Below are 24,210 nucleotides of genomic sequence, written 5' to 3' on the forward strand. Positions count from 1 at the left end.
TTCAGAGGCATCCCCGGCACATGATGCGACCGCTGCTCCGAACAGGACAAGGGCGGCGAGAAAGCCGACCGGACAGAATCTTGTGCACCGTTTCGTACCAAAATGCAATCATACCTCCTGAATGGAATACGTCCCGGCGGGAGTGGTTCGACCGTTGTACCAGTCCCGAATGAAATTGAAATCGGCCACCGCGAATCCGGTCGAACTGGCCGGTTTATTGAACATGTAATAAAACAGATCCTTCATACGGGCATTGGCGCCGCCGACCGTCAACTGGTTTCCCGATTGTGACACGGCATCGGAATTCCATTTTACGACAATTTTGTAATTCTGGTTGTTGTGCGCCGGATTCCCACCGGAAGCGTAAAAATCAAATCCGGGGAGAAACTTCAGCAATACCGGTATTTCATCGGATGTCCCGCTGCCGTTGATCATGAACTTGTTCGGCAGCAGGTTTTTATCCACGATGAAATACTTATAGAAACCGTAACACCAGCTTTTCCGCTGAGCCTCGGTCCAGTTGCCGTGAGTAGTGTTCTCGAAACAGACCGAAAACAGGGGACGCACCACCAGAATCGCCTTACAGTCGATCGTTCCTCCGCCACTCGTTCTCGGCACCCGCATCACTTCATCGAGTGTTTTATACAGATACACATTCATCGGTCGATTGGCGGCGGCGTTGATCGTGCCCGAAGCCACGAACTGCCAGGGATCCTTGGGTTGATCGGTGCCGTTGCGGTAATAATTCGACATGGCCGGCGAAGGATTCGGGTAATGAATCTCGAACCGCTGACCGTTGAGAAAATCGTACAGGTCCTGGCCGGTCTGCCCCTTCTCGTTCATCCAATGACAGAACCGCCAGACATGCCGCATCCGGATCGGGCCGTTCTTGTCCATCATGGTTTTATCGTCGTGCTTGTTGACCCAGGCCTCGCTCGACCGGTTCCGATTGTTCATGTGCTGATTGCTGTGGTGCATGCGCCGATTGTTGGAACGCACTCCGAACTGGCCATAGTTCGGAACGGGATAGGATGGCGGATCGGCGCCGTAGTATTTGGCGTCCTCGAGATAGTCATCGATCTGGCCGGTAGCGTGCCCCAACTCATGAGCGATAACCAGACAGCCGTAACTGCTGTTGCCGCCCGGATCGTTAAATTCACCGACCGGGAATGCCGTTCCGGACTCAAAGCTGGCCGTAGTGAAACGGCTCACATCATCCTGACGGGTTTTGACGCGAAGACTGATAACACTGTATTTCCCCCCCTCTCGATAGGACATAACCCAACTACCCTTATCCTCTTCGGTCACAAATACCAGCGAACGAGGAACTCCTCCGCGTGCCTGCCGCAGAGCAGTAGTGAAATTGGCGTGGGCCAGCAGCGCCGCGGTATCGTTTCGGAAGTTAACGGCCGGTGTCGGCGGTAACAGCTTAATACACTCAAAAGCTTCAAGGAAAAAGAATGGTCGCACCACCGGAGTGAGCGGCGCAGGTGTGGAATCACCGCTACCGGACGAACCACCACTACCCGACGATGCACTCCCGCCGGAAGGACTACTCCCCGTTCCGGTCGCAGTATTATGCGGCACGAACTCATAGCTCTTCTTGTTCCAATGCTCCATGGCATTGAACATACCAACCGACCTGAACTCATTCACCTGGGCGTCGGTCGGCGCGGTCGTACTGGCCGTCGTGCCGTTGCTGGGGGCGGTGTCCTTAAACACGTACCCGTTCCATTGGACAACGACAAAGGAGTACTGATGCTGGTTGTCAAAGCCGCCGCCGTGCAGATAGTGCAGGATAAAATCACCGATCCGGGTCGCATGTACGATCTGCGTGGTTTCGTCGAGCGTAAAAGCCTCCTGGCGATGCACAGCCTCGTCATCCAGCAGAGCGACCCGCGCACCGAGCACATGTCCGTTGTCGTAATTGAACCCGGTATCCGATTCCGCCGTCCGACGATTGGACACATCGTAAAAATCACCGCAGAAAACCACTACCCGCGTGCCGCCGGGCGGATCTTTGATAAAGTTCCTGACCGCATCGTTGGCGTGATTGGTCTGGAACCGGATTATCGAACCATCGTGTTGCTCTTGTTTCGATCCGCTGGGATTGGTGCTGTACACCTTCATCTTGTTGTCCTGCGGATCGACATATAAAATCCTCACCCGCGAGGGCCACTGCGGCGGGGTGGCGCCGGGATTGCTGTCTTTCGAGAGAGCAATCACGGTACCGTTAGGAGTGGTCGAAGTATCACCGTTGCGATCCTGCAACGCCTGCGAGCCGTCCACGGCCGAAAGCAACACCAAATCATCCAGGTTGAACACGATCGGATCATCGCCGGTAGTGCGGGTGGTCACATGATGTTCGTAGTCATCGACCGTTGTCCCCACCTTACACCGCCAATTGCGCGAGCGCCAGGCCGCCGGGAGATCGTAATGCTTGAGCTTCTCGGCGATACTCAAACCGTTGAATTCATCGGGCAGCTTCTCAACAATAGTTGCGTTGGCATCGGCCGCCGATCGATACACGTATTCGTTGGTAGCGGTGAACTTAAGCTGGACATTATTAGCATTGGTCCTGGCCTCATCGGCCGTCGGGAACTGAACCACTACGGTATAGAGTCCCTCGTTGAAAATCGTCCGGCTCGGGATCCGGTTGTCGCCGACATAAGCTTCGAAATTTATGCCGTCGGGAAGATCACACAGCTCTTTTTTCACCCGATCGTAGTATTTGAGACGCAGGTGGTACGGCACTGCGTGCAACTCAGCCGGATTGATATACGTCCGGAGCATGAAATACTGGCTCCAGATCGGGCACTCCTGCTCCGTATGGAGATCATCGAGCTCGGCCGGACAGGTCATTTGCTCCTCGGTCGGAGCTTCGGAAGTGCGGAAAAAGATCACCTCCACGCGGCGGTCGGTCTCGGAACGATATTCCTCATCGTAATCATCGCTGCGCGGAAAGGAAAAGGCGCAACCGACATATTCGTGTAACTCGGAGATGAACTGCTCATCCGAGGGACGCATTAATTCGAGATCGACATCATCTACTCCCAGCGTCCGTTTCAAATCATCCTGATAGAGATCGAACACCGCTTCCCACAGCCCACGCGGCCAGCGATGACGATCATCGCGGCGGATATCGGTCATAATCCGGCTGTTAAGCGGCTCGATATCGTTCCGATCGGCGAACTCGGTGTTGTAATAACGAATGAACGACTCCGTCGCCTGTTCCGTGTCGCGATTCCAGGTATTGTTGACATCACCCGGATTACAGGGCCAGCGGCGGCTCTGGTGGAAATACTTGAGGATTTGTTTACAGTCGATCACCTTGTGCGCAGCATAACAAACCCGCCCGTAATCTTCGCGGTCGTCCTTGAGAAGGGCACGGATATTTTTAGCCCGGCGCTGCGACAAAACAAAATTGTAGTCCACCGCTCCCTGAGAATCGGTATGACCGGTGATGAGCAACTTCCGCTCCGGGCTGAACACCAACTGCCGCAACACCAGCGCAATTGAATCGATACCGGCGAAACACTGCTGCCCCTCGTCTTCGTCGTCGTCCGCTTCAATCGGGATCTTGGGCATCATCACGCAACTGCCCGAGTGAAAGAGACCGTCCTCGAATTCGAGAACATCCACCTCAACCGGCGCCAGTTGATGGACATTCTCTCCGCCGGAAACGGCCGGAGTGCCTTCACTGACATCGGTCAGATGAACATCTTCTGGGGTATCGCCTGATGACATAAACAGTTTTCCAGTGGACTATTGACTCTGGCTTGAGTCCGATCGCACGTTATAACGAACGCGGACTCGTCCGGGTGGAATGGCTTCCTCGCGAGCGTAGCCGTCGCCGTCGAGTGTCCCCTGGCGAATCTCGCCCGAAGGGAGAATCAACTCATAGGGGCGGTTACCAATCGGATTTCCTTCTCGATCACGCAGCCTTAGCTCGATATAATCTTTGTAACGGAGTATCCCGGAGCGGGCTTCGCAACCATCGGCTCGCACCACGAAATAATAACAGGGGATCGAATAACCTCCCTGATCCTCTCGCTGCGTCTGACGGTCGAGGAGTTCCTGATTGACCTCGAATTGCCATTCGACTTCGGCTTTTTCACCGCTGACTTCGGTCTCAAGTTTGACCAGCTCATCATCGGGACGGTTGATGTCGCGCAGGTATATTTTTACTTCGACCGGGGTGCCGTTCTCGATACCGGAAACATCGGCGGTAAGTTTCACCGTTTGCCCAATTTCCGCTTCCTCAACCGACCAGCGGGCATTGTACAATGCTTTCATTTCCAGATCGTACGAACCGGATTCAATTCCCCGAATAGTGATTCCCCCCATTACGGGATGATGCTGGTCGTATCCGCCCGGACCGGTCACATGAGCCATTACACCGCCAATCGGGAAACCACCTTTATCGACAACCTTGACATCGAGATAGTGATCTTCGTCTTCCGATTCACCCTGTTCACCCTCTGAATCTCCGCTGCTTCCCACGGCGGCTGTGGCTGTTTGCCCGGAGCCGCTTCCCATACCGGCTCCGCCCCCTCCTCCTCCTCCTCCGCCGCCGGTTCCTATCAGCACGGTCGGACAACCGGGCGGGAGAATGCTGTCGGGCGGGCCGACACAAATCGCCATATCACCGACTGTAACGGCCGGCTTGCCGCCGATAAGAACCGTCACCACTCCCGGGCCGGTAATCGGTCCGCCGACATGAGGAATAGGCGTTGGCGCCGGAGTCTGCATCGGACAGGTGTGCATATCGCCCAAAGTGGCCGCCGGCATATTGCCGATCAACACCGTAACACACCCCGGTCCGGTAATCACTCCTCCATGGGCCGTCATATCACCGACTCTGGCAGCCGGTCCTGGCATATAATCATTCCCTGTACGGGTGAAAATGTTCTCGGTTGATTCGAAGCCAAGATAGGCTCAGTTGATATGTCTCGTCAACTTTTTGTTTGTAGTTGATGACCCTGTCCAAGGGGGAAAAAGCCGTACGCGCTGATATTCGGCAAAATACAACTGTAATGCGGGCGACACAAGGCTGCCCGCTACATGAGGTCAGGGCTCTTTAACGCGTAGCGGCGGGGCTTGTTTCCGCCGCAGGAAAGGTTTTTCAACACCCCCCTGGGAGGGAGTGTGCTGAGACTCCTCTCAGCAGCGTAATTACCGCAAAAGGAGCATTTTACGGGCGATACTACCGGTCTCCGTGGTCAGGCGATAGAGATATATGCCGCTGGCCGCTTCCCGGCCATCAGGAAGGCGTCCGTCCCATTCCACTTCGTGACGTCCGATCGTCATCGGGCCGTCTATCAGGGTAGCAACTCGTTGTCCGGCCAGGTTGTAAAGGGTCAAGTTAACCGGCCCGCCTTCCCGGAGCACGAACTGGATTGTCGTGCGAGGGTTGAACGGATTCGGGTAATTTTGCGGCAGGAGTGTTAGATTCGGAAGCATTTCTTCCTCATCCTCGGCGATATCAACCGACCAATCCCAACCCGACAAACGAGCCAGCAACCACCAGAGAGCTTTCCCTTTAAGATAACAATTGAAGCAATGCGAATGAGAACAGCCGTCGCCGCAAGTAATGCAATAATGCGTGCTGCAGTAATCGATACACCAATAGCAGGTGTCGTCATCGGTAAGGGAGTGGTCAACACCAAGTGGATCGAAACTTTCCACATCGGCGAAATCATAGAGCACCTTGTTGTTGGCAATACACCAGGAGCGGATTTGCTCGTTACGCGCCAGGAGATTTTCCGTCCAGGCATCGTCTAAATGGCCGGTCATATAGACAAAAGTCACCCCGGGGTATTCCGCTTCAAGCTGACTCATGGAATCGAGATAAGTCTGAATACCGGCCTCGGAGTTCCAGGTCACCCCCCCGCACCAGGACCACATCACGATGTTATCGGTGTTGCCCGGTTCGTTGAGACGATTGCGGGTGATATTCATCCAATAGGTTTCGTTTTCCGTCCCGAGGTCGTTGTAATACTCAACAATAGGGAGAATGCTGCCGTTGTCGTAATCGTATACGGTTGAGCTGTCGTACAAAATCGACAGACCATAGAGCAACTGGCTGCCGTGCGAGGTATGACCGTAAAAGATACGTAAGTTGTTCTGGGCCTGTTGAATATACGTGTGAGGAATCTGATCGAATTGAACCGCTGAGACATGATTCGCCACGACACTCACGGCCATCACATTCGACGAGAAAAGGAACAACGTCAGAACTGTCGTTAAAAGCAGGATCCGTTGGGTAAGACACATAGGGAAACTCCCCCTTTCAGGCGATACGAAACTTTTCTCCATACTGTAGAAATCGGCTTTTCGCAGCCTGTACTTAAGCGGACAGGTCGTCATCGACCTGTCCGAATGTTCGAATCAATAAATGTCAGAGTTTTATAAGCTCAACCCGGCGGTTGTTTGCTTTACCTTCCGGCGAGGTGTTGCCGTCGATAGGTTTGGACTCACCCCAGCCCTTGGACTCCAGACGATCCGCCGCAATTCCATAATTGGCAACGAGATAGTTTCTAACCGACTCCGCTCTCTGTCGAGACAGTTCAAGATTATGATCATCGGAGCCATCGCTATCGGTATGACCTTCGATCGAGAGCCTGAGACCGGCATCTTCACTCAGTAACTCACCGATATTCTTTAGAGTCTTATACGACTCTTTTTTAATCACATGGGAATCGGAATCGAACAGAATGCCGTGCGTCACGATCTTGCCGGTCTCATCGAGCTGCTGCCGTAATGTCTTGCCCCCTTCGGCAAACCGGTAGTTTCTAACGATGCAGGGACTCTTGCCATCTCTACTGTAGGTTGTCAGACTGAGACAGATCTTCGTCGGATTGAATCCGTCGGTACGCGGCACATTGGCAACTCGCTCCTGATCGAGAAAACACTTCATGGCTCGCTGGGATACCATGACCCGCATGGTGTGCACCCCCTCGCCCAGATTCGGATCGACCTTCTTGTTGGCAAGGGTACTGCCGCTGATACTGAGATCGGTATGGCCACTGCCGTCGACCATGAATTGCCCAACGTGGCGATCCTTGTCATCGAGCCAGTTCATGTAGTAATAGTTGCGCTGTCCCTCGATCGCCTCAACGTAGAAGTCCATCTCAATTGTGTAGGTCTCCGGTAGATGGCCGTCCGGCAACCGCGGGCAAATCTCGCCGCTGTTGGTGCATAAAATCCACTTCTGCCCTTTGAACCGGGCAACCTCATAGACACCCTTCTTGAGATCCCAGCGATACGGGAAATCACCTTCCTCGTCATCGATGAGATCATCGAAGAAAATGACCTTGTCGCCGGGTACGAAATCGTACTTGGTGTAAAGGGTCATATCCTCGGCTGCAGGTTTGGGCGCAGGTGCCGAAGCCGGAGCCGAACCGCCGCCGGAAGAACCACCGGCAGAACCGCTCGGAGCAGCGCCACCACTAGCCGGGGTTGAACCACCCGAAGCATACTCGGTTGTATATTGCCCCTGACCTTGATAACGGTAGTACTCGTTGGGGATCTCATCGGCGATTTCTTCAACCGCTTCACCCAGTACTTCACGGATCGCATCACCCATCGGTTCGTTGGAATAAGCACTGAGTGCGCCGCCAACGACCAGATCTTTACTCCAGGAAGCACCGGCCCCGGTGGCCTTCCAGGAAGTGGCCTTTCCCTTGAGTGACATCGATTTCAATACCCGCCGTGTGCGGATATCGATAATCTTGATATCCATGTTGATCTGGGCGTCTTTTTTGGAGACACCCACCGCTCCCATAGCCTTCTTGGTAAGACCGCCAAGACCACCGCCGCCGCCGCCGGCATCAGGTTTGAAATCTGTAACGGCGCCTGTAATGAGGATGTCGGCGCTTTCCATGAGTCCTTTTTCAGGACCACGACCTTCCTCGGCATATCCGGACTGAGCGAATTCGATTTCGTCCGCCAGTTCGGCTACTTCTTCCTGACTGGCTAAAACGATGAATTTAGGATTCTGCGACAAAGCGGTCGACAACATCTCACCGATCGCCGCTGCTTCCTGATCGGAAAAATTTTTGGCTTTGTCTTTGATCGTTCCTACCGTGATGCGGGCTTTGTTGCCCTGATAGGTCAAATTGTCCCCGGCATCGGCCAAAGCACTTCCGACTGATACGAGCCCAATAACGACCAACATCAACAATGTTTTACAAACACGCATACTCACCTTATCCTCCTCACAGAATTAATAAGTCCATCTGCATGAGAATAGTATGTTTTATCCGCATTTGTCAACCCGTGATCAGAGGTTAGGACTCTTTAACGCGTAGCGGCGGGCCTTCTCTCCGCTGCGATTGAGGTTTGTCAACGATCCCCTATGGGCCGGGCAAAAGAGAAGCCGGATCGGGCCATTCAGCACGATCCGGCTTCCGAGCAATCGGACTCTCTGCGTTGCCCTATTTATCGACTTGCAACTCCCGGCGAGAAAGGCGCAGCTTCTCGAAACTCTCCTGAGAAATTACGTAGTACCAGTCGGCAAAACGGGCGTTGAGATGCTCGTTGCGTTCCCGGCCTTTCTGTATTTCCTGTTCCCAACGGTTGTGCTGAGTGTTGCGCTGGTTGTTATCGCGGTCGGCATCGGTCCAGAGCGAGTCCGGCTTGGTCTGGAAATCCGTGTTGCCCGGTCCTTTCGGCTCCGGTAACAAAGAAGGATCGAACTCGGTCGTAACAAACAGGTAGCGGTTCTCGGCGGAGCCGGTCCCGTTCTTCTGCTCGTTTTCCAAGCCGGAGGAAACCGCTTCACCGGTTCCGTATACCACTTCACCGAAACGAAGCGTATATCGGATACCGTCATTAGTGAAAACCTGTAACTCACCCTCGTTGGAGAGAAGATTACCGTCGTGCGAAAAGAAAAATCCTTTACTTTGGAGCGACATCGCATCGGACTGGCTAATCTGCTTGCCGGCCAGATCACTCTTCAGGCTGGCCGATAATCCGGCCGGTTTAGGCCGAACACCGACAATGTGAAGCTCGTCCAGGGTGGTGAGCATTTCCTGCACTTTGGCCGAATCGAGCTTCTTTCCGGAAGAAACTTTGTCCATCTTCCATTCATAATTCTTACCGGTCAGAGTGATCACGTCACGTTGATCGACCGAACGCGTGCGTTCGTTAATCGAATAATCGTTGAGAACCATTTTGCGGATCTGGAATTTTTGCACCTCGAGCAGATCGGTCTCGATCCAATCGGCGAAATTGGTCGACAACTCGACATCGACACGGGACGCATAAACGGCACTCTGGCTCGGGATACGAACATAACGGAAACCCTGGCGTCCCTCGACCGGATTGCCGAAGATGTAATCGGCCAGAACCGTCTCCCCCGCTTTTATCGTAACACGAACCCCTCGTCCGTTCAGCGGACCGGTTTCATCGAGCGGATCAACCACCCCAAATTTCTCGAAATCCGCCACATTGTCGCTGCGGAACTCATCGCGTTTGATCCCGATTAAACCGGCGGCGGTCTTGGCCAGACGATCCTTCCCGTCGGCCGGATAATCGTGATGCGAAGGAATCGTCCAGCGACCGTTTTCGAACGTCACTTTGAACGGTTGGGCCGTTGCCGTCTCGTTATCGTACTCGATTACTTCCAGCGTGGTGGCCGCGTTGGGATCGGTGAAGTCCGGATAGAACTCCTCGCCCTGGTCCTGAAACAACTCCGGAGTAAGGCGCTTCTCGGAGAAGGCCCAGGCCAGCAGGGCTAAAACGATCGCCACGGCCGCATATATCAAGGTCTTTTTAGTATGGTCCATAGCTTAGCTCCTTAATCTCCGGGACGCCAGCGCTCCCTCATGCTCACGTTTGCGGCGTCGGATGAAGATCATCACCCCCATGACAAACACCGGAATCGGCGGTAACAACACGGCCAGCGTTTTGATTCTGGTCTGGATCCCCCGAATCGAGGCCTGCACGTTCTCCTTCGAAGCCTGGATTTTCGCTTCCTTACGCGCTTCGATATTGGCTTTCAATGCCTCGAAACGGCGATTCTCGGCCTCCTGCAGGTTCTGAGCCATGATCTGTTTGGTTTGATTATCCAGATCGGTTCGCTGCCGAACCGCTTCGACCTTCTCATCCAATCGCTGCTGAGCCTCAGTCAAAGCCTGTTGAGCCTCGGTCTCGGCCTGCTTTTCATCGAAGATGCGTTGCTGCACGAATTCCTGCGTCTGCGCTTCTACCCGCTCCAAACGACGATGTTGCGGGCGCTTCTTGCGCAGTTCAACGAACGACTGGTCGCCGACCAGCATATCCATGCAATTCAGGAACAGGTTCACATTGTCGAAATCGAAATTCCCGCCACCCTGTTGACGCATCTGGAAAAACTGCTGCGAAATGAAGTCAACATCGGCAATGACGGTCAGGTTCACCAGGCTCGGATTCTTGCCGCCTGGATCGGCTCCATGAACGTTGGCAGCGATGGTGTAAGTCTCACCGGTTTGCATCCGGCGGGGGTTGCGGTTAAGGGAGAAACCCATCCCGAAAAATCCCCGCTGAACCACCTGACGCCAGTCGACTATACCGGAAACGGGTCCGGTGGTAACCAGGGGTCGGTATTCGTATTTCGAACTAGGCGCCTGGTAGAGCGCTCCCGGATACAGGAATACCACTTCTTGTAAACCGGCCGTAGCGGAATCATATTCGTTGAACGGCTCGCTTGCGCCGTTACCGGCCCCGACGAATACGATCTCCGGCTGAAGCGAAAGCAGATCGGGATGAGGATTATAGGTATCCCAGACAATCTGAGTCGGATTGAACCCCAGTCCAACCGCTTCCATGAAGGCCGCCAGATTACCCTTTTCTTCCGTTTGTTGCTGGTTTTGTTGGAACGGATTACTTTGAGCGCTGGCCGGCAGCGACGGGGAAAGCTGGACATTCACGATCGGAAGCGGATCCATCAGCATCAACGTGGGATGGCCGTCGAGAATGTACTTTTGCAGATTATCCATTTCCGGTTGGGTCAATGATGAGGGCAGCGCCACGAGTAAACCATCGAGTTCTTCGGTAATCGGTTCCTTGGCCGATACCTGCACAACCTCGTACTGCTTGTTAAGCTCGGTCACGACCGGCCACGAGGGATCGTTGCTCATCGACTCGAAGTTGAATCCGCCGTAAAGTTTGGCCGGGGTTTGAAGCACTCCGATCCGTTTACGTTCGGATCTGGCCGCGACACGAATGGACCGCATCAATTCGTACTCCACCGGCAGGCCGCGATCGAACCAGGGAATCACTTCCTGGTTGACGCCGCTGGTAAACGCCACCCCCATGAAAACATGCGAGGGGGTCGAGCGTCCCGAAGCGGTGGCCATCGTTTCACGCGGAACGATACCGAATTTCTCACGAGCGTTGCGGGCCTCTTCGGTAAAAGGCTCCGTGTCATGGATCATGACCTGTACTTTTCCACCCGATTCAGCGGCGATTTCGGTCAGCTTACCGATCAAATCGGCCCGGGTCGCTACCAGCAACTCCGGCACGGTCGGGCTGATGAAAGCTTCGACCAGAACCGGTCGGTTATCCGGTAATTCATCCAGGAGCTTGATGCTCGAATCCGAGAGTGAGTGAAGTTGCTCCGCGGTGGTATCGAGACGTAAGCTCGGTCGCCCTAAGAGACTGACCAGACTGATTGCCGCCACAACGACGGCCATCGCACGAATCAGGTTGTGCACCCAGAACTTGTATCCCCCCGCTTCCAACGGCCAATGCCGACGGCTGAGCAGGAGCACGTTCAGGTAGAGCATAACCACCGCTAAGGCTACGAAATAAAGCACGCCGTGAAAACTTATTACGCCGCGTGCGAAATCATCGAACTTGTCCCAGACACCCAGCGGGGCCAGCCAGCTCTGGAGTGAGTCGCTAAAAATCACCGAGGACGAATTTACGAAAACGAAAAACGAACAAAATAAAGCCCCTAAGATGAAACCAATCGTCGCGTTGACCGTCATAAGCGAGCCCAGCATGCCCACCGCCACCAGCGCGGCGCCGATCAGCCAGTACCCGACATAATTGGCGAACATCAAACCGATATCGGGACTGCCGAGCCAGAATAACACGATCACATGGCTCAACGAGAGAATCAGCGAAGCAGTGTAAATCCCCAGCACCGCCAGGTATTTCCCCAACACGATTTCGAGATCGGTGGCCGGCAAAGTCAGCAGTAACTCATCGGTCCCCTGCTTGCGTTCATCGGCCCAAACCGACATGGTCAGAGCGGGAATGAAAAGAATGAGCAGCAACGGGAACACGGCATTGAGCTGATCGAGATTGGCCAGGTTGTTGGCGAAAAACCGCTGCTGCCAGAAACCGGCGGCGGCGCTGAGAAAAATGAACAGGGTTACAAAAACATAACCCGAGGGATTGCTGAAATACATCCGCAGATCGCGCTTGGCGATACTCAGCACGACATCTTTATTCAGCTTCATCGGTCACCTCCCCCGACTCTTCCGCACCGGTAGTTTCCGGATTTGGCTCGGCAGCCGGAGCTACCGGGTTCACCGCTCCGTAGTCGGTTAATTTGTAGAAGGCTTGTTCGATAGACCCGTCGCGCGAAGCCAGCTCACTTATCGGGCCGTCGTATACCAGGCGACCGTTGTGAATGAAAAGCACCCGCCGGGCAATTGCTTCCACTTCCTGTAAAATATGGGTGGAGATCAAAATCGTTTTCGACTCTCCCAGACGAGCGATATTGGACCGGAAATCCCGGATCTGATTCGGATCTAAACCGGCTGTCGGCTCATCCATGATAAGAACCTCCGGATCGTGAAGCAGCGCCTGGGCCAGTCCCACACGCTGGCGATAGCCGCGTGAAAGCTTACCGATCGGCTTTTCCAGGACCTGCTTGAGCGCACAAATATCGATGACCTCTTCGGTTCTGCGCTCCAGCACAGAGGTCTCCATCGAGCGCGCTTCTCCGAAAAACCGAAGCAGCTCCAGAGGCGTCATGTCGTCGTAGAGCGGGCCGTTCTCCGGCAAATACCCCAGGTGGCGGGAGGCTTCGAGCCGATCGTGCGTTATATCCAGCCCGGCAATCGATGCCGATCCGGCGCTGGCCGCCAGAAATCCGCTCAGAATCTTCATCGTGGTCGACTTCCCCGCCCCGTTGGGACCGAGAAAGGCCACAATCTGTCCCCTGGGTATGGCAAAAGAAATGTCTTCAATCGCCACGAACGAGCCGTAATACTTGCTCAGCCCACGTGCTTCGATCATGGCGCCGTTAGATACATTTTCCATAAACCAGACCTCTCACAGTATATGGCCAATATGTTTAGCTAATTAAGCCGCCGTCGAATCGTCCGGCAAAGCTCCGGCCAAAATAGGAACCGGTTCGGTCTCTGTCAAGGGGACCGGTCGGACCGATCGGTCGAGCCAATCGGGCTGAGATAGTCAGTCACTGGAAAAATGGTCGATCGACGGTTACAAATATAATTATATCCATTTTTTCGTATCAGGTTCCGAACTCGACGGTTAAAAAAGAAAACGGCCGCCTCGTATTCGAAGCGGCCGCTGTACGGCTTCAGGTCTTTCAGCCAAAGATAGCGTCAGGAAATATGTATCGCGGCGGAGACAAACCCCGCTGCATAGCGGGCGGCCTTATGTCGCCCGTATTACATCACAAACCCGCGTGTACTGCCCCGTCAACAACACTACGGGCAAGGCGCGGGAGCCGGTCCTCCCTGGAACATGTACGACACCAGATAAACCAGGTCCGTAATATCAGGGCCGTAGCCGCTCCCGTTTATATCGCATTCCGGGAAATATTCCGAACCGAGCGTCAACTTACAGGGTGGTTCCGGTCCCCCCTGAAACATATAACTGACGATATAGACCAGATCGGAAATATCCGGTCCGGCGCCGTCATGATTTACATCTCCAACCAGCCGGCAACACCCCATACACATTACGCCGTCGCAGATATTTCCGTCCCCTCGATAATCATAGCCGTACACACTGCAATTATCCGGGTGCAGGATCATACAGCTATCGCCCACACAACATCCGCCGACCACCGTCTCGGGATCACAGCAGGTCGGCACCGGATACTCGTCAAAAACACCTAGACCGTTCACGAAATACGCCGCGCAGAGGGCATAATCGAGCATATCGATCTTACAGTCACCGTTGATATCCGCCTGGTATAAGACCGGCGGCGGCGCCCCCGCATTCGCAAGATAATCGCCGAGGTAGTTGAGGTCGGCCACCGACAACACCAGCCCGTCGTTATTGACATCGCCCGCCGCATAGCAGACCGGATCACCGATCGTGTAAGAATACACCGCCGACCAGTCGGTCGAATCACCAGCCGAATAACGGAAAGCCTTGACTCGCCAGTAATATGTATTACCCCAAACCAGCGCCGGACCGGCATAAACACCCTGATTGTCATCGGGAGTACAATCGTACAACACCGTACCGAATCCCGGATCGTCAGAGACTTCCAGACGATAATGGTCGTCATCCTCGTACCAACAGGTGCTCCACACAAAAACCGGATTGAGTTCGTCCGTTACGATCCCATCGGTCGGAGTGATTAACCGAGGCTCGATAAACGGCATGAGATAAGAAGCCCCGAAAGCATCCTGGTTGCCGTTGCGGGTATCGGTCCAGACGGCCGTGACCTTTTCACGGAAAGTTGTCACACCTATGTATTCCGCAAATAATCCGGCCCGCACTCCGGCGGTCATCATTGGCGTCTCGAAATCGGGCGTACCCCGCCCCTCGATCGGCGGAGTGTCGCTCTTGGCAAAGGAAGGATCGATCGACACATCCGAGATGCGATGATTCAGGGTAAATGTCGCACCGCCGTCGAAAGAATAAGCCCCGAACAAATCGAACTTGAAATGGTTCACCGGATCGGTGCGCTGATCGTACCAGACACAAGTCAGTACGCCGGTCCGTTCATCACAGACCATCCAGGGATGAAACTGGTCGAGAGTCGCCCCGAATCCCGTCATATCGTCGTTGATATAAATCGGCTCGGTCCAGGTCTCACCGTTGTCGAGCGAGCGGATAAACTCGATATTATACTCGTAGTTGCTGATGTTGGTGGGATCGACACTGGCATAAGCGATATACATATTGCCGTGGCGCTCCCCGCCGCTTATATCGACCGCCGCCACCGGCTGATTGTAAACGTCCACACCTCCGTCAACTTGTTCCCAATTACCGTAAGTCTTTCGGATTAGCTGCGGCGCCGTGAACGATTGACCGCCGTCGGTCGATTTGACCATCTTGATACCGTAGTTGTAATCGCATTCGACAGGGTCCAAGACTCCGCCGTTCCAGAAGACATACACCGAGCCGTCGGCGCCGACCGCCGGATTGGCAAACTGACCGGCATCATAGCTTCCCCAGCCACAGACGGCGTCTTCCTGAACCGGACCGGCTATCAGGGTGTCGTCGAAAGTCAAAGCTCCGTCGGTGCTGCGGGCAAACATGATGCGGGTAGGATTTGGAAAACGCGCCCAGGCTACGTAGACATTGCCGTCGTACGTACCGCCGGTGCGATCGACCGTGATAAATTGCTTGTCCTCGAAATAATACCCCAGACCGTCTTCAACCGTGTAAGGCCCGCTCCAGGTTTGGCCGTTGTCCGAAGAAATCAGAAAAGAAATATACGAGGAGTCATACAACGAGGTAGCGCTCGGCTGATAATCCAGCATGCTCATATAAAAAATCCCGGAGTTGTCCACCGTCAGAGTCGGATCCGACTGTTGCATGAACATTTGATTAGCCGTCGGGACAAGACTCGCAAACCACGAATTGCCTCCATCCGTGGAGAAACCGTAGCCGATCTGGCGATAACCGAGACGGAAATCGCGCCAGTCGGCAACCAGAACCAGGCTGTCGATCGGATTATACCAGACCTGTTCTTCGTTCTGCAACTCCCCCGAAGCGGGTGATATTTGGTAGTTCGTGGGAGTCGGCGGCAGCGCCGTAACCGATGACGATATAATCAGAATCGCAGCAAGGCAGAAAACAGCCCGCATCATAATTAGCCTCACTTTCCGATAAACGTGACAGTCGACATGTAATGGGACAGTAATAATTTAATATAGCCGCTGCCGGATTCTACACAAGGACTAATGCCTCTGTATGGAAGTCACTTATTTCAGGGCATATCAAAGAGAAAGGCCGTCCGAGGGGTGGGACGGCCTTCCGATATGGGAGGTATCATAAAAACAGGGGTTTGCTAATTCTGGCTCGGAGCCTCCGAGAACTCACGGATTATATCCGAAATCGACCGCGCTCCGGCCGCATCCGGGAACGATGCCATTTCCAGCGGAATCATCCGATCCAACTGATCATGCGTGCGATTTTCAATGTCGTTCCGCACCAAATCAGTCAGCCGTCGAGCAGCCGCTTCGGCTCCCTGACGCTGGGTCTCAGGCATTAAAACGACCAGTTTATAGCGATCTATCAGCGACAACTGGTCTATTACCCGAATATGTTTAGAGACGATATCGACAATACCGTCGATCAAGCCCGACCGGTCATTGCCGTTGCGTCCCTTCAGAAAACTCAGATCCAGCACTACCAAAGAAACAAAAATACGATACCGTTCAGCTCGCTTCAGCTCGAGACTGATTCTCTGAACAAACGGTTCGTTTGTCGGTCGGCTAATTCTGTTGTTTCTTTCCGTTTCCATCATAGCTGCCTTACCGCAGTTGTGCATCTCTTGAACAGCAATATCCGTTCCGGCAAGCGATATGCAATCACAGTTGGGCAATCATTTCCACCTTGATCGGCTACTCTGACATACTTGAATTGTTAAATTATTGTTAGACAAAACGGTTATTGCATCAAAAGAAACCAATATAACTCCTGATACAATCATCGGAAACGTCGCGTAGTGCAACATTATGCGCAAATTTTGCACAGACGGCACAAAGAAACGAAAGCGACGTACCAGTGCTTTGGCGTATATTTCGTCAGTTTTCGGGATTAAATTCGACTACTATTTAATAGCATTAAGATCGTAATCTTTGATTTTATAAAGCAAAGATCGATAGCTGATTTCCAGAAGGTCGGCGGCTCTGCGACGATTCCAGTTGGTTTTATTGAGAACCTCGCGGATCAGCTTTTTCTCTTCTTCGGCAACGATCCGACCTATCCTTGTTTTGAGCGAATAGGTTTCTTCTGCCGCAGATCCGACATCCATAGAAGGATCTTCTATTCCAGTCACAGCGATCTGCTGATGCATCGTGTTTAGGTCAGGCAGCGGTTGCTTGCCGGCCGATGCGATCAGATCGCCAATAATTGACTCGTCCCCACGCACCACTACCTGCTTGATCATATTCTCGAGCTGGCGGACGTTGCCGGGCCAGTTGAAGCCTCTTAGCTGTGCCGTGACGGCATCGCCCAGACGGGTGAAATCCTTGGAATACAGCTCGTTGTATTTTGTCAGGAAGTAGTTAACCAATAGCGGAATATCATCCACGCGATTGCGCAAAGGCGGCAACAACAAGGTGATTTCATTCAAACGATAAAAAAGGTCGTCGCGGAACGATTGCTGCTGAATACCGACTTCCAGATTGCGGTTGGTGGCACAGATAATCCGGACATCGACATGGATATTCTGAATACCGCCGACCCGAACGAATTCCTGTTGTTCCAACACCTGGAGCAGTTTGGACTGGAGTTCCATCGGCATGTCGCCGATTTCATCGAGGAAAATCGTCCCCTTATCGGCCACTTCGAATCGACCCTGCTTGGTCTTATGGGCTCCGGTAAAAGCGCCTTTTTCATAACCGAACAACTCCGCTTCGAGTAAATCGCGCGGAATCGCCGCACAGTTGACCTTGACGAACGGTCGACTGGAACGACTGGAAAGCTGGTGCAACGAACGCGCAGCGATCTCCTTACCGGTTCCGGACTCGCCTCGGATCAAAACGGTCAGCTCGGAATCAGCCACCTGTTCGATAATTTGCTTCACCTTGAGCATCGGCTGCGAATCGCCCACGAAACCGCTGTAGGCATCGGCTCGCGATTCCAGTTCGGTGCGTAATTCTCGGACCTCTTTTTTCAGACTGCACCGTTCGAGGACGCCATTGATATGGATCTCGATCTCCTGCACATCGAACGGCTTATTGATGAACTCCGCCGCGCCCAGTTTGATCGAATCGACGACATACTGCGTATCACCATGTCCGGACACCATAATGACATCCGGGCGGCTCTCCGCTTTGTTGAGCCGCTCGAGTACCTCCAGGCCACTCATCCCCGGCATCTTGATATCCAGAAGAATCAAATCCGGCTTCTCAGTGGATACCATCTGAATTCCCTCCATCCCGTCGCGAGCGGAGACGAACTCATACTTATTGGATAAACCTTCACTCAAGATCCAGGAGACCTTGGGATCATCGTCGATTACGAGGATTTTCACCTTAGTTTTGCTCTTTGTCGTTGTAGGTGCCATCTTAACTAAATTAATCGGCAGTATTTTCTAAATATCAAGGGTAAAACTCGTACATTTTGCTTAATACCCGCAATGCGATGCAGGCATGCAAATCGGTCACGTCTGGCCCCCTGAAAAGCTGAATCAGGATGCAGGGAGCGGGAAATAAAGCGTGAAAATCGTTCCTTTCCCTTCCTCCGAACTGACAGCTAAAGTACCGCTATGGGCCGACATGATTCGCTCGACTACCGCCAGACCAAGACCGGTGCCGGTGTCTTTGGAGGTGTAATAGCGGTCGAATATCTTTGCCAGGTGCTCTTTCTTGATTCCGCAACCGGTGTCAATAACCTTGATCGCCAGATACGGTTCTTTCTTATGATGTGGTGTTTCCACCAAACCTTCGACCGAAAGGAATCCTCCGTCCGGCATAGCATCGAGCGAGTTCATGAACAAATTCAGGAACACTTCCATGATCTGATTCTTATTTATGATCTGTTCCCAATTGGCATCCTCAAAATCATGACTGAACTGAATGTCGCGCTTGCGCAGATCCGGCCCGATTAATTCCGAAGCTCGAATCACCAACCGCCTTAAATCGACTTTTTCAGTCGCATACTTATTCGGATTGGAGAAATCGACCAGTTCCCGCACCAGTTCGTTGGCTCTGAATATCTCATCCTCGATGACTTTCATGAAATCGGCTTCCAGCATATCGGGCCATTTCTGGTGAAGGACCTGAAGACCTCCCTTGATCGTGGTCAACGGGCGCCTCAAATCATGAGAGATCTCGGAGATCATCTTACCCATGGTCAACAGGCGAGTGGCGTTAAGCATGGAAGTTTCCCGCTCGAACAGCACCGCTGCCTGCGATATCACCAGTCGGGCCAGGGATATATCCTCGAAATTGAACGGCTTGTCGCCTTCCGCCCCCAGACAGAATAAGTGCGCCAACTCACCGTATTTAACGATCGGCACCGCCATGAATGCAGCCCCCGGATTGGGGAATATCTCCCCATCGGCCAGCAAGGGGGAGACCAGTCGTGTCATCTGGGCCACCGATTTGTAGTCGTACGATTCGGGATCGATACCGGCCAGCGACAGCTTGTCGCGCATTATCTTCCCAAGGTCAATTCCGCCCGACTCCGTGAGTGGGATTTCGTCTACCCCTGATGCCCCATCGAGGATCAAACAGGAAGAGCTCTCGTCCCAGTCAAACCAAAGCGACCAGTCAATCGGGAAAACACGCCTGAGTTTCTCCACCAGAACGGTGCGGAAGCGATTGACCGACTCGATCGTGGATAACTCGCTGGAGATTTCGTTAAGGATTTCGAATTCGATCAGGCGACGACGGTTTTTATCGAACTGGTTGGCGTCATCGACCGCCACCGCCGCCTGAGCGGCGAAAGTGGTCAGAAGCTTCAGGTCGTTGTCGGTGAAATTCTGGCCGCCTTCCTTGTTGGCCATATTGATCACACCGATAATTTTGTTCTTGATCACCAGCGGCGCACAAAGCAGCGAGGCCTGCCCGTATTTATCTTTATTGGTTCGTTTGAACCGCTCATCTTTCTCGACATCAGCGATCATGAGCGGCTCGCCGGTTTTGGCCACATAACCCGCAATCGACTCCCCTACCGGCACCCGGGCAGACTGCACCACGTTTTCTTCGAGACCGATTGCGGCGGCGATGGACAGCGTCTGTTCATCCTCATTCATCAGCATAATCGAACCCACGCGCGCTTCGGTTACCGATGAAGCCAGCGCCACCAACTGCCGCAGCAATTCTCCCAGGTTGGCGGTCGAACCAATCGACTTGCCCGCTTCGTAAAGCGCGTTGAGTTCGCTGATCCGACGTTCCTGGAGCAAAGTCGCTATTTTAAGACGTTCGAGTAGCTGTCGGCGCTCGATGGCCGAACGTCGTTTGTCCAGTGCTCTCTTTACCGCCATTTCGAGATAAGTGAACTCGATCGGCTTCATCAGATAATCATAGGCACCGGTAGTAACCGCCTCAACCGCTGAGTCCAACGAGGCATAGCCGGTCATCAGTATTACCGGAATCTCCTCATCGACTTCCTTGACCACCTTGAGCAGATCCAGACCGCTCATCTGCGGCATTTTTATATCGGTGATCACCAGGTCAACTTTGCCCCGTCGGATCGCCTCCGCCGCTCCGGGGGCTTCGCGGTATGACTCCACCTCGTAGCCGTCACCGGTTAGCAAAGCGCTCAACGACTCGCACATCCGTTGCTCGTCGTCGACTATGATTATCTTGTCTTGCTTTTGGTTACTCATTGTATCATAAACCGCCAAGCGGCAACTCTATCGTAAAACAGCCTCCCTGACTGGTGTTTTCATATCTTATCGACCCACCGTGCTTTTTAATTATGCCGTAACAGACACTCAATCCCAATCCGGTTCCTTTTCCGGGGTCTTTGGTCGTAAAAAACGGCTCGAATATCCTCGGAATCATCTCCGGCTCGATCCCGGGCCCGGTATCGCAAAACATCAGCTCTACCCGTTTGCCCTCGGCCTTTATTTCTACCCCTAACCGCCCTCCGTCAGGCATAGCATCGCATGCATTGATTATTATATTAATGAATACCTGCTTCAATCCCTCGGGAGAGGCTTTGACCATCGGGCAATCCTGAGGGAAAGTTCTGGTAACCTCAATCGACCGCGATTTGATCTGTCGCTCCATTAACTTCAGTACCGAAGTCACCAGCGCTGCGAGATCGGTCGGTTTGAATTCGAGGCCGCGCGGGCGATGGAAATCCAGCAGTTCGCGCACGATTCCCGCAATGCGGTCGATTTCTTCCCCAACGACATCGGCATAGTTGACCGCCTCGACATTGCGTCCCACCGTGCGACGAATCAACTGCAAATAATTCTTGATGATCCCCAGCGGATTGTTGATCTCGTGCGCCACCTTGGCGGACATCTCCCCCAGCGCCGCCAGCCGTTCAGTCGTCAGGAGTTGTTCCTGGGCTGAACGTAATTGATGGGTAGCCTGACGCTCCGCCTCATACAATCGGGTATTTTCTATTGCTACCGATATCTGACTGCCCAGGACCGAAAGAAACTCGATATCCTCCATCTCAAAATCACGCCCCGAGAGTTTGTCGGATATGGTAAAAACACCGGAAAGCCGCGATTGAAACACCAGCGGTACGATCAGACCGGGGTGGAATTTCTCCAGAATGTGCCGTTCCCCTTTGCGCGCCATTTTGAGCACGATCTCCTCGGTGGCTATCGGTCGATTCAGTCGAGTCAGATAATCCAGCAGCCGCGATCCCAACACGAAAAAGCGACGGCGGTCGGGAAATTCACCCGAACCGCGACGTTCGGTCATGGATAGACGATCCCGATGCCCCTCCTGCGGCAGAAATATCGCCGCTTTGGAAGCTCCCACCTGAGCCAATGAAGTCAGAATAAACGTATCCAGCAGAGTCTTGTAATCCAGAACCGAATTGAAATTGCGGCTGATTTCGAAGATGGTATAGAGATCGAATATCTTGCGTTTGAGCTGACGGTTGGTGGCCGTCAGGCTGGTCACCCGTTCCTGCAGTTCGGCGATTATTTCCGTGTCGGTCGAGGCCTTACCCGGCATTGCGGGCGATACCTTGTTGTTCTTCGGGTACTCGCCGACTTTCGACCGATCTGCGGATTTCCGTGCCATCAGGTCCGAATCTTTCCTAAGAATTCTCCAACCAAATAATGTGAACCAACCACAAGGATTATATCGTCAGGATCGCAGGATTTCAAGAGATGTCGATGAGCGGTCCACAATGACCCATACCTTTTGTACGGGATCGGACCGAAGTCGATAGTCTTTATCAACTCGCGCATATCGATCGACCGGCTGGTCTGAAGCGGTACCAATGAAAATGAGAGAGCTATTTCCTTAAGGCTGTCTATCATTTGCTGATGCGCCTTGAGACGAACGAATCCGGTCAGAACATGAGCTTTTCTAGCACCGAAACGATTACGAAAAGCCCTTACCAACGCGGCTATGCCGCCGGCGTTGTGCCCTACGTCAAGGATGTGCAACGGCCATCTCCGATAATTCAGAAGCTGAAAACGTCCCCCCATGAATGCTCTATTAAAACCATCCTTAACGGCATGCACCGGAATTTTAATTCCGTTCCTCCGTAAAATCGCAAGCGCTTTGACAACCAAAGCGCCATTCTGTATCTGGTGTGGTCCGATCAGACCGGGGTGGATCCCCTTCAACTTCAAACCCAGTGCTTCGAAATCAAAGCGATCGTCCCGGGGCCGGTAATCTCTCCGACTCAACGCGAAATAAGGTGCTTTTCTCTCTTTACAAACCGCGTGGATAGTCCGCTTCGCCTCCGGTCGGAGAAGACCTGTCAAATGCGGCACTCCCGGTTTTACGATGCCGGCTTTTTCCCAGGCGATTTTGGTGATGGTGTTGCCGAGAATTTCGGTATGGTCGAAATCCACATCGGTGGTGATTGTCAGCAGCGGATTCAGTACGTTGGTGGCATCGAGGCGACCGCCCAGACCCACTTCGATAACCGCGATTTCTACGTTTTGGCGAGCGAAATAGTCAAACGCCATCGCCGTCACCAATTCGAAATACGATATCTTGCGACGAGTCAACTCCCGCCGGTGCCGTTCGATAAAAGCCGTCACGGAACGCTTGGAGATCATCTCGCCGTTGACACGTATTCTTTCTCGCAGAGTAACTAAATGCGGCGATGTGAACAGTCCGGTTTTATATCCGGCGGCCTCAAAAACCGAGGCGAGCATCGTCGCCGTGGAGCCTTTGCCGTTGGTCCCGCCGATATGAATCGATTTGAATCTGTCCTGGGGCGTGCCGATGTCGCGGAGAAATTGACCGATATTCTCCAGCCCCAGTTTCATACCGAAAAATTCTCGCGACAGGATGAATCGTTCGGCCGAAACGTAGTTGTGTTTCACCCCGCCTTTCTCCACATGTAGCGGAGGAACTTGACGACAGTCGAGCGAAGATCCTGACGCTGGACGATTTTATCCAGAAAACCCTTATCCTGGAAAAACTCCGACAACTGGAATCCCTCGGGCAGGTCCTGACCGATCGTCTGCTTGATCACACGCGGCCCGGCAAAACCCAACAATGCTTTCGGTTCGGCGATGATCACATCTCCCAGCGAGGCAAAAGAGGCCATTACCCCGGCCGTCGTCGGATTAGTCAGGATCGAAATATACGGTATCTTCTTTTCGGCCAGCACCGCCAGCAACGCCGATGTTTTAGCCATTTGCATCAGCGAAAGAATCCCCTCCTGCATGCGGGCCCCGCCGCTGCATGAGACGATGATCAAAGGCACCTCACGGTCAATGGCCCGCTCGATTGCCCGGGCAATTTTCTCACCGACCACCGAGCCCATCGAGCCGCCGATAAAGGAGAAATCCATGATGGCGAACGAGACGGTTTTGCCGTCTACCTTCCCCATCCCGGCGATCACGCCCTCTTTATTACCGGATTTGATCTGAGCCGCCCGGATCCGATCAGGATACCGCTTGGAGTCCTTGAACTTGAGCGGATCCTTTGAGGTCAGCTTCTGATCGTATTCTTCGAGTTGACCGTCGTCCAGAAGCAGACTGATATATTTGCGGCTGGCAATTCGGAAATGGAAATTGCAATTGGGACAAACCCAAAGCAACTGCTCCATTTTCTTGCTATAGACAATTTCCCCGCAGGAAGAACATTTCGTCCATAATCCTTCGGGGATATTCTTTTTCTCTGTGGACTCGATCCCTGATTTAGTTTTTCTGAACCATTCCATAGA

At 53.3% G+C, this 24,210-nt stretch carries 13 protein-coding genes and 1 pseudogene; all 14 read right to left on the minus strand.

What is annotated here, in order from left to right:
• Window positions 1-108: 108 nt before the first annotated feature.
• The 14 genes and pseudogenes from PLF13_09565 to accD all read right to left on the minus strand — a co-directional run bounded on the left by PLF13_09565 (window position 109) and on the right by accD (window position 24,207).
• Complete coding sequence (locus PLF13_09565; GenBank protein HOP07526.1) at window positions 109-3,747, minus strand: hypothetical protein; 3,639 nt, start codon at window positions 3,745-3,747, stop codon at window positions 109-111.
• Between the two features lie 834 nt (window positions 3,748-4,581).
• Window positions 4,582-4,851 (minus strand): annotated as a pseudogene (locus tag PLF13_09570) (PAAR domain-containing protein).
• Window positions 4,852-5,175: 324 nt separating this feature from the next.
• Window positions 5,176-6,276, minus strand: coding sequence for a T9SS type A sorting domain-containing protein (locus PLF13_09575; protein ID HOP07527.1), 1,101 nt, complete (start codon window positions 6,274-6,276; stop codon window positions 5,176-5,178).
• 124 nt (window positions 6,277-6,400) lie between these two features.
• Complete coding sequence (locus tag PLF13_09580) at window positions 6,401-8,203, minus strand: CsgG/HfaB family protein (protein HOP07528.1); 1,803 nt, start codon at window positions 8,201-8,203, stop codon at window positions 6,401-6,403.
• 235 nt (window positions 8,204-8,438) lie between these two features.
• Entirely contained in the window at window positions 8,439-9,791 is a 1,353-nt protein-coding gene (locus PLF13_09585; protein ID HOP07529.1) for a DUF4340 domain-containing protein, read from the minus strand.
• A gap of 3 nt (window positions 9,792-9,794) precedes the next feature.
• Window positions 9,795-12,452: a Gldg family protein gene (locus PLF13_09590; GenBank protein HOP07530.1), complete on the minus strand. Its 2,658-nt coding sequence runs from the start codon at window positions 12,450-12,452 to the stop codon at window positions 9,795-9,797.
• A complete protein-coding gene (locus PLF13_09595; GenBank protein ID HOP07531.1) occupies window positions 12,439-13,260 on the minus strand; it encodes an ATP-binding cassette domain-containing protein in 822 nt (273 codons plus the stop codon). The genes PLF13_09590 and PLF13_09595 overlap by 14 nt, the downstream gene beginning before the upstream one ends.
• Before the next feature lie 413 nt (window positions 13,261-13,673).
• Entirely contained in the window at window positions 13,674-16,019 is a 2,346-nt protein-coding gene (locus tag PLF13_09600; GenBank protein ID HOP07532.1) for a hypothetical protein, read from the minus strand.
• Between the two features lie 200 nt (window positions 16,020-16,219).
• Window positions 16,220-16,756 (minus strand): hypothetical protein, encoded by a 537-nt coding sequence (locus tag PLF13_09605; protein HOP07533.1) that lies wholly within the window; start codon window positions 16,754-16,756, stop codon window positions 16,220-16,222.
• A gap of 228 nt (window positions 16,757-16,984) precedes the next feature.
• The gene (locus PLF13_09610) at window positions 16,985-18,412 is read right to left on the minus strand and encodes a sigma-54 dependent transcriptional regulator (GenBank protein HOP07534.1); all 1,428 of its coding nucleotides are present in this window, start codon (window positions 18,410-18,412) and stop codon (window positions 16,985-16,987) included.
• A 156-nt stretch (window positions 18,413-18,568) separates the two neighbouring features.
• On the minus strand, window positions 18,569-20,713 hold the full coding sequence (locus PLF13_09615) for a GAF domain-containing protein (protein ID HOP07535.1): 2,145 nt from the start codon (window positions 20,711-20,713) through the stop codon (window positions 18,569-18,571).
• A 4-nt stretch (window positions 20,714-20,717) separates the two neighbouring features.
• Entirely contained in the window at window positions 20,718-22,097 is a 1,380-nt protein-coding gene (locus PLF13_09620; protein ID HOP07536.1) for an ATP-binding protein, read from the minus strand.
• The gene (locus tag PLF13_09625) at window positions 22,097-23,362 is read right to left on the minus strand and encodes a folylpolyglutamate synthase/dihydrofolate synthase family protein (protein ID HOP07537.1); all 1,266 of its coding nucleotides are present in this window, start codon (window positions 23,360-23,362) and stop codon (window positions 22,097-22,099) included. The genes PLF13_09620 and PLF13_09625 overlap by 1 nt, the downstream gene beginning before the upstream one ends.
• Window positions 23,359-24,207 (minus strand): acetyl-CoA carboxylase, carboxyltransferase subunit beta, encoded by an 849-nt coding sequence (gene accD, locus PLF13_09630; GenBank protein HOP07538.1) that lies wholly within the window; start codon window positions 24,205-24,207, stop codon window positions 23,359-23,361. The genes PLF13_09625 and accD overlap by 4 nt, the downstream gene beginning before the upstream one ends.
• Window positions 24,208-24,210 lie beyond the last annotated feature (3 nt).

Source organism: Candidatus Zixiibacteriota bacterium (genome assembly GCA_035380245.1).
Taxonomy (GTDB): Bacteria; Zixibacteria; MSB-5A5; order GN15; family FEB-12; genus DAOSXA01.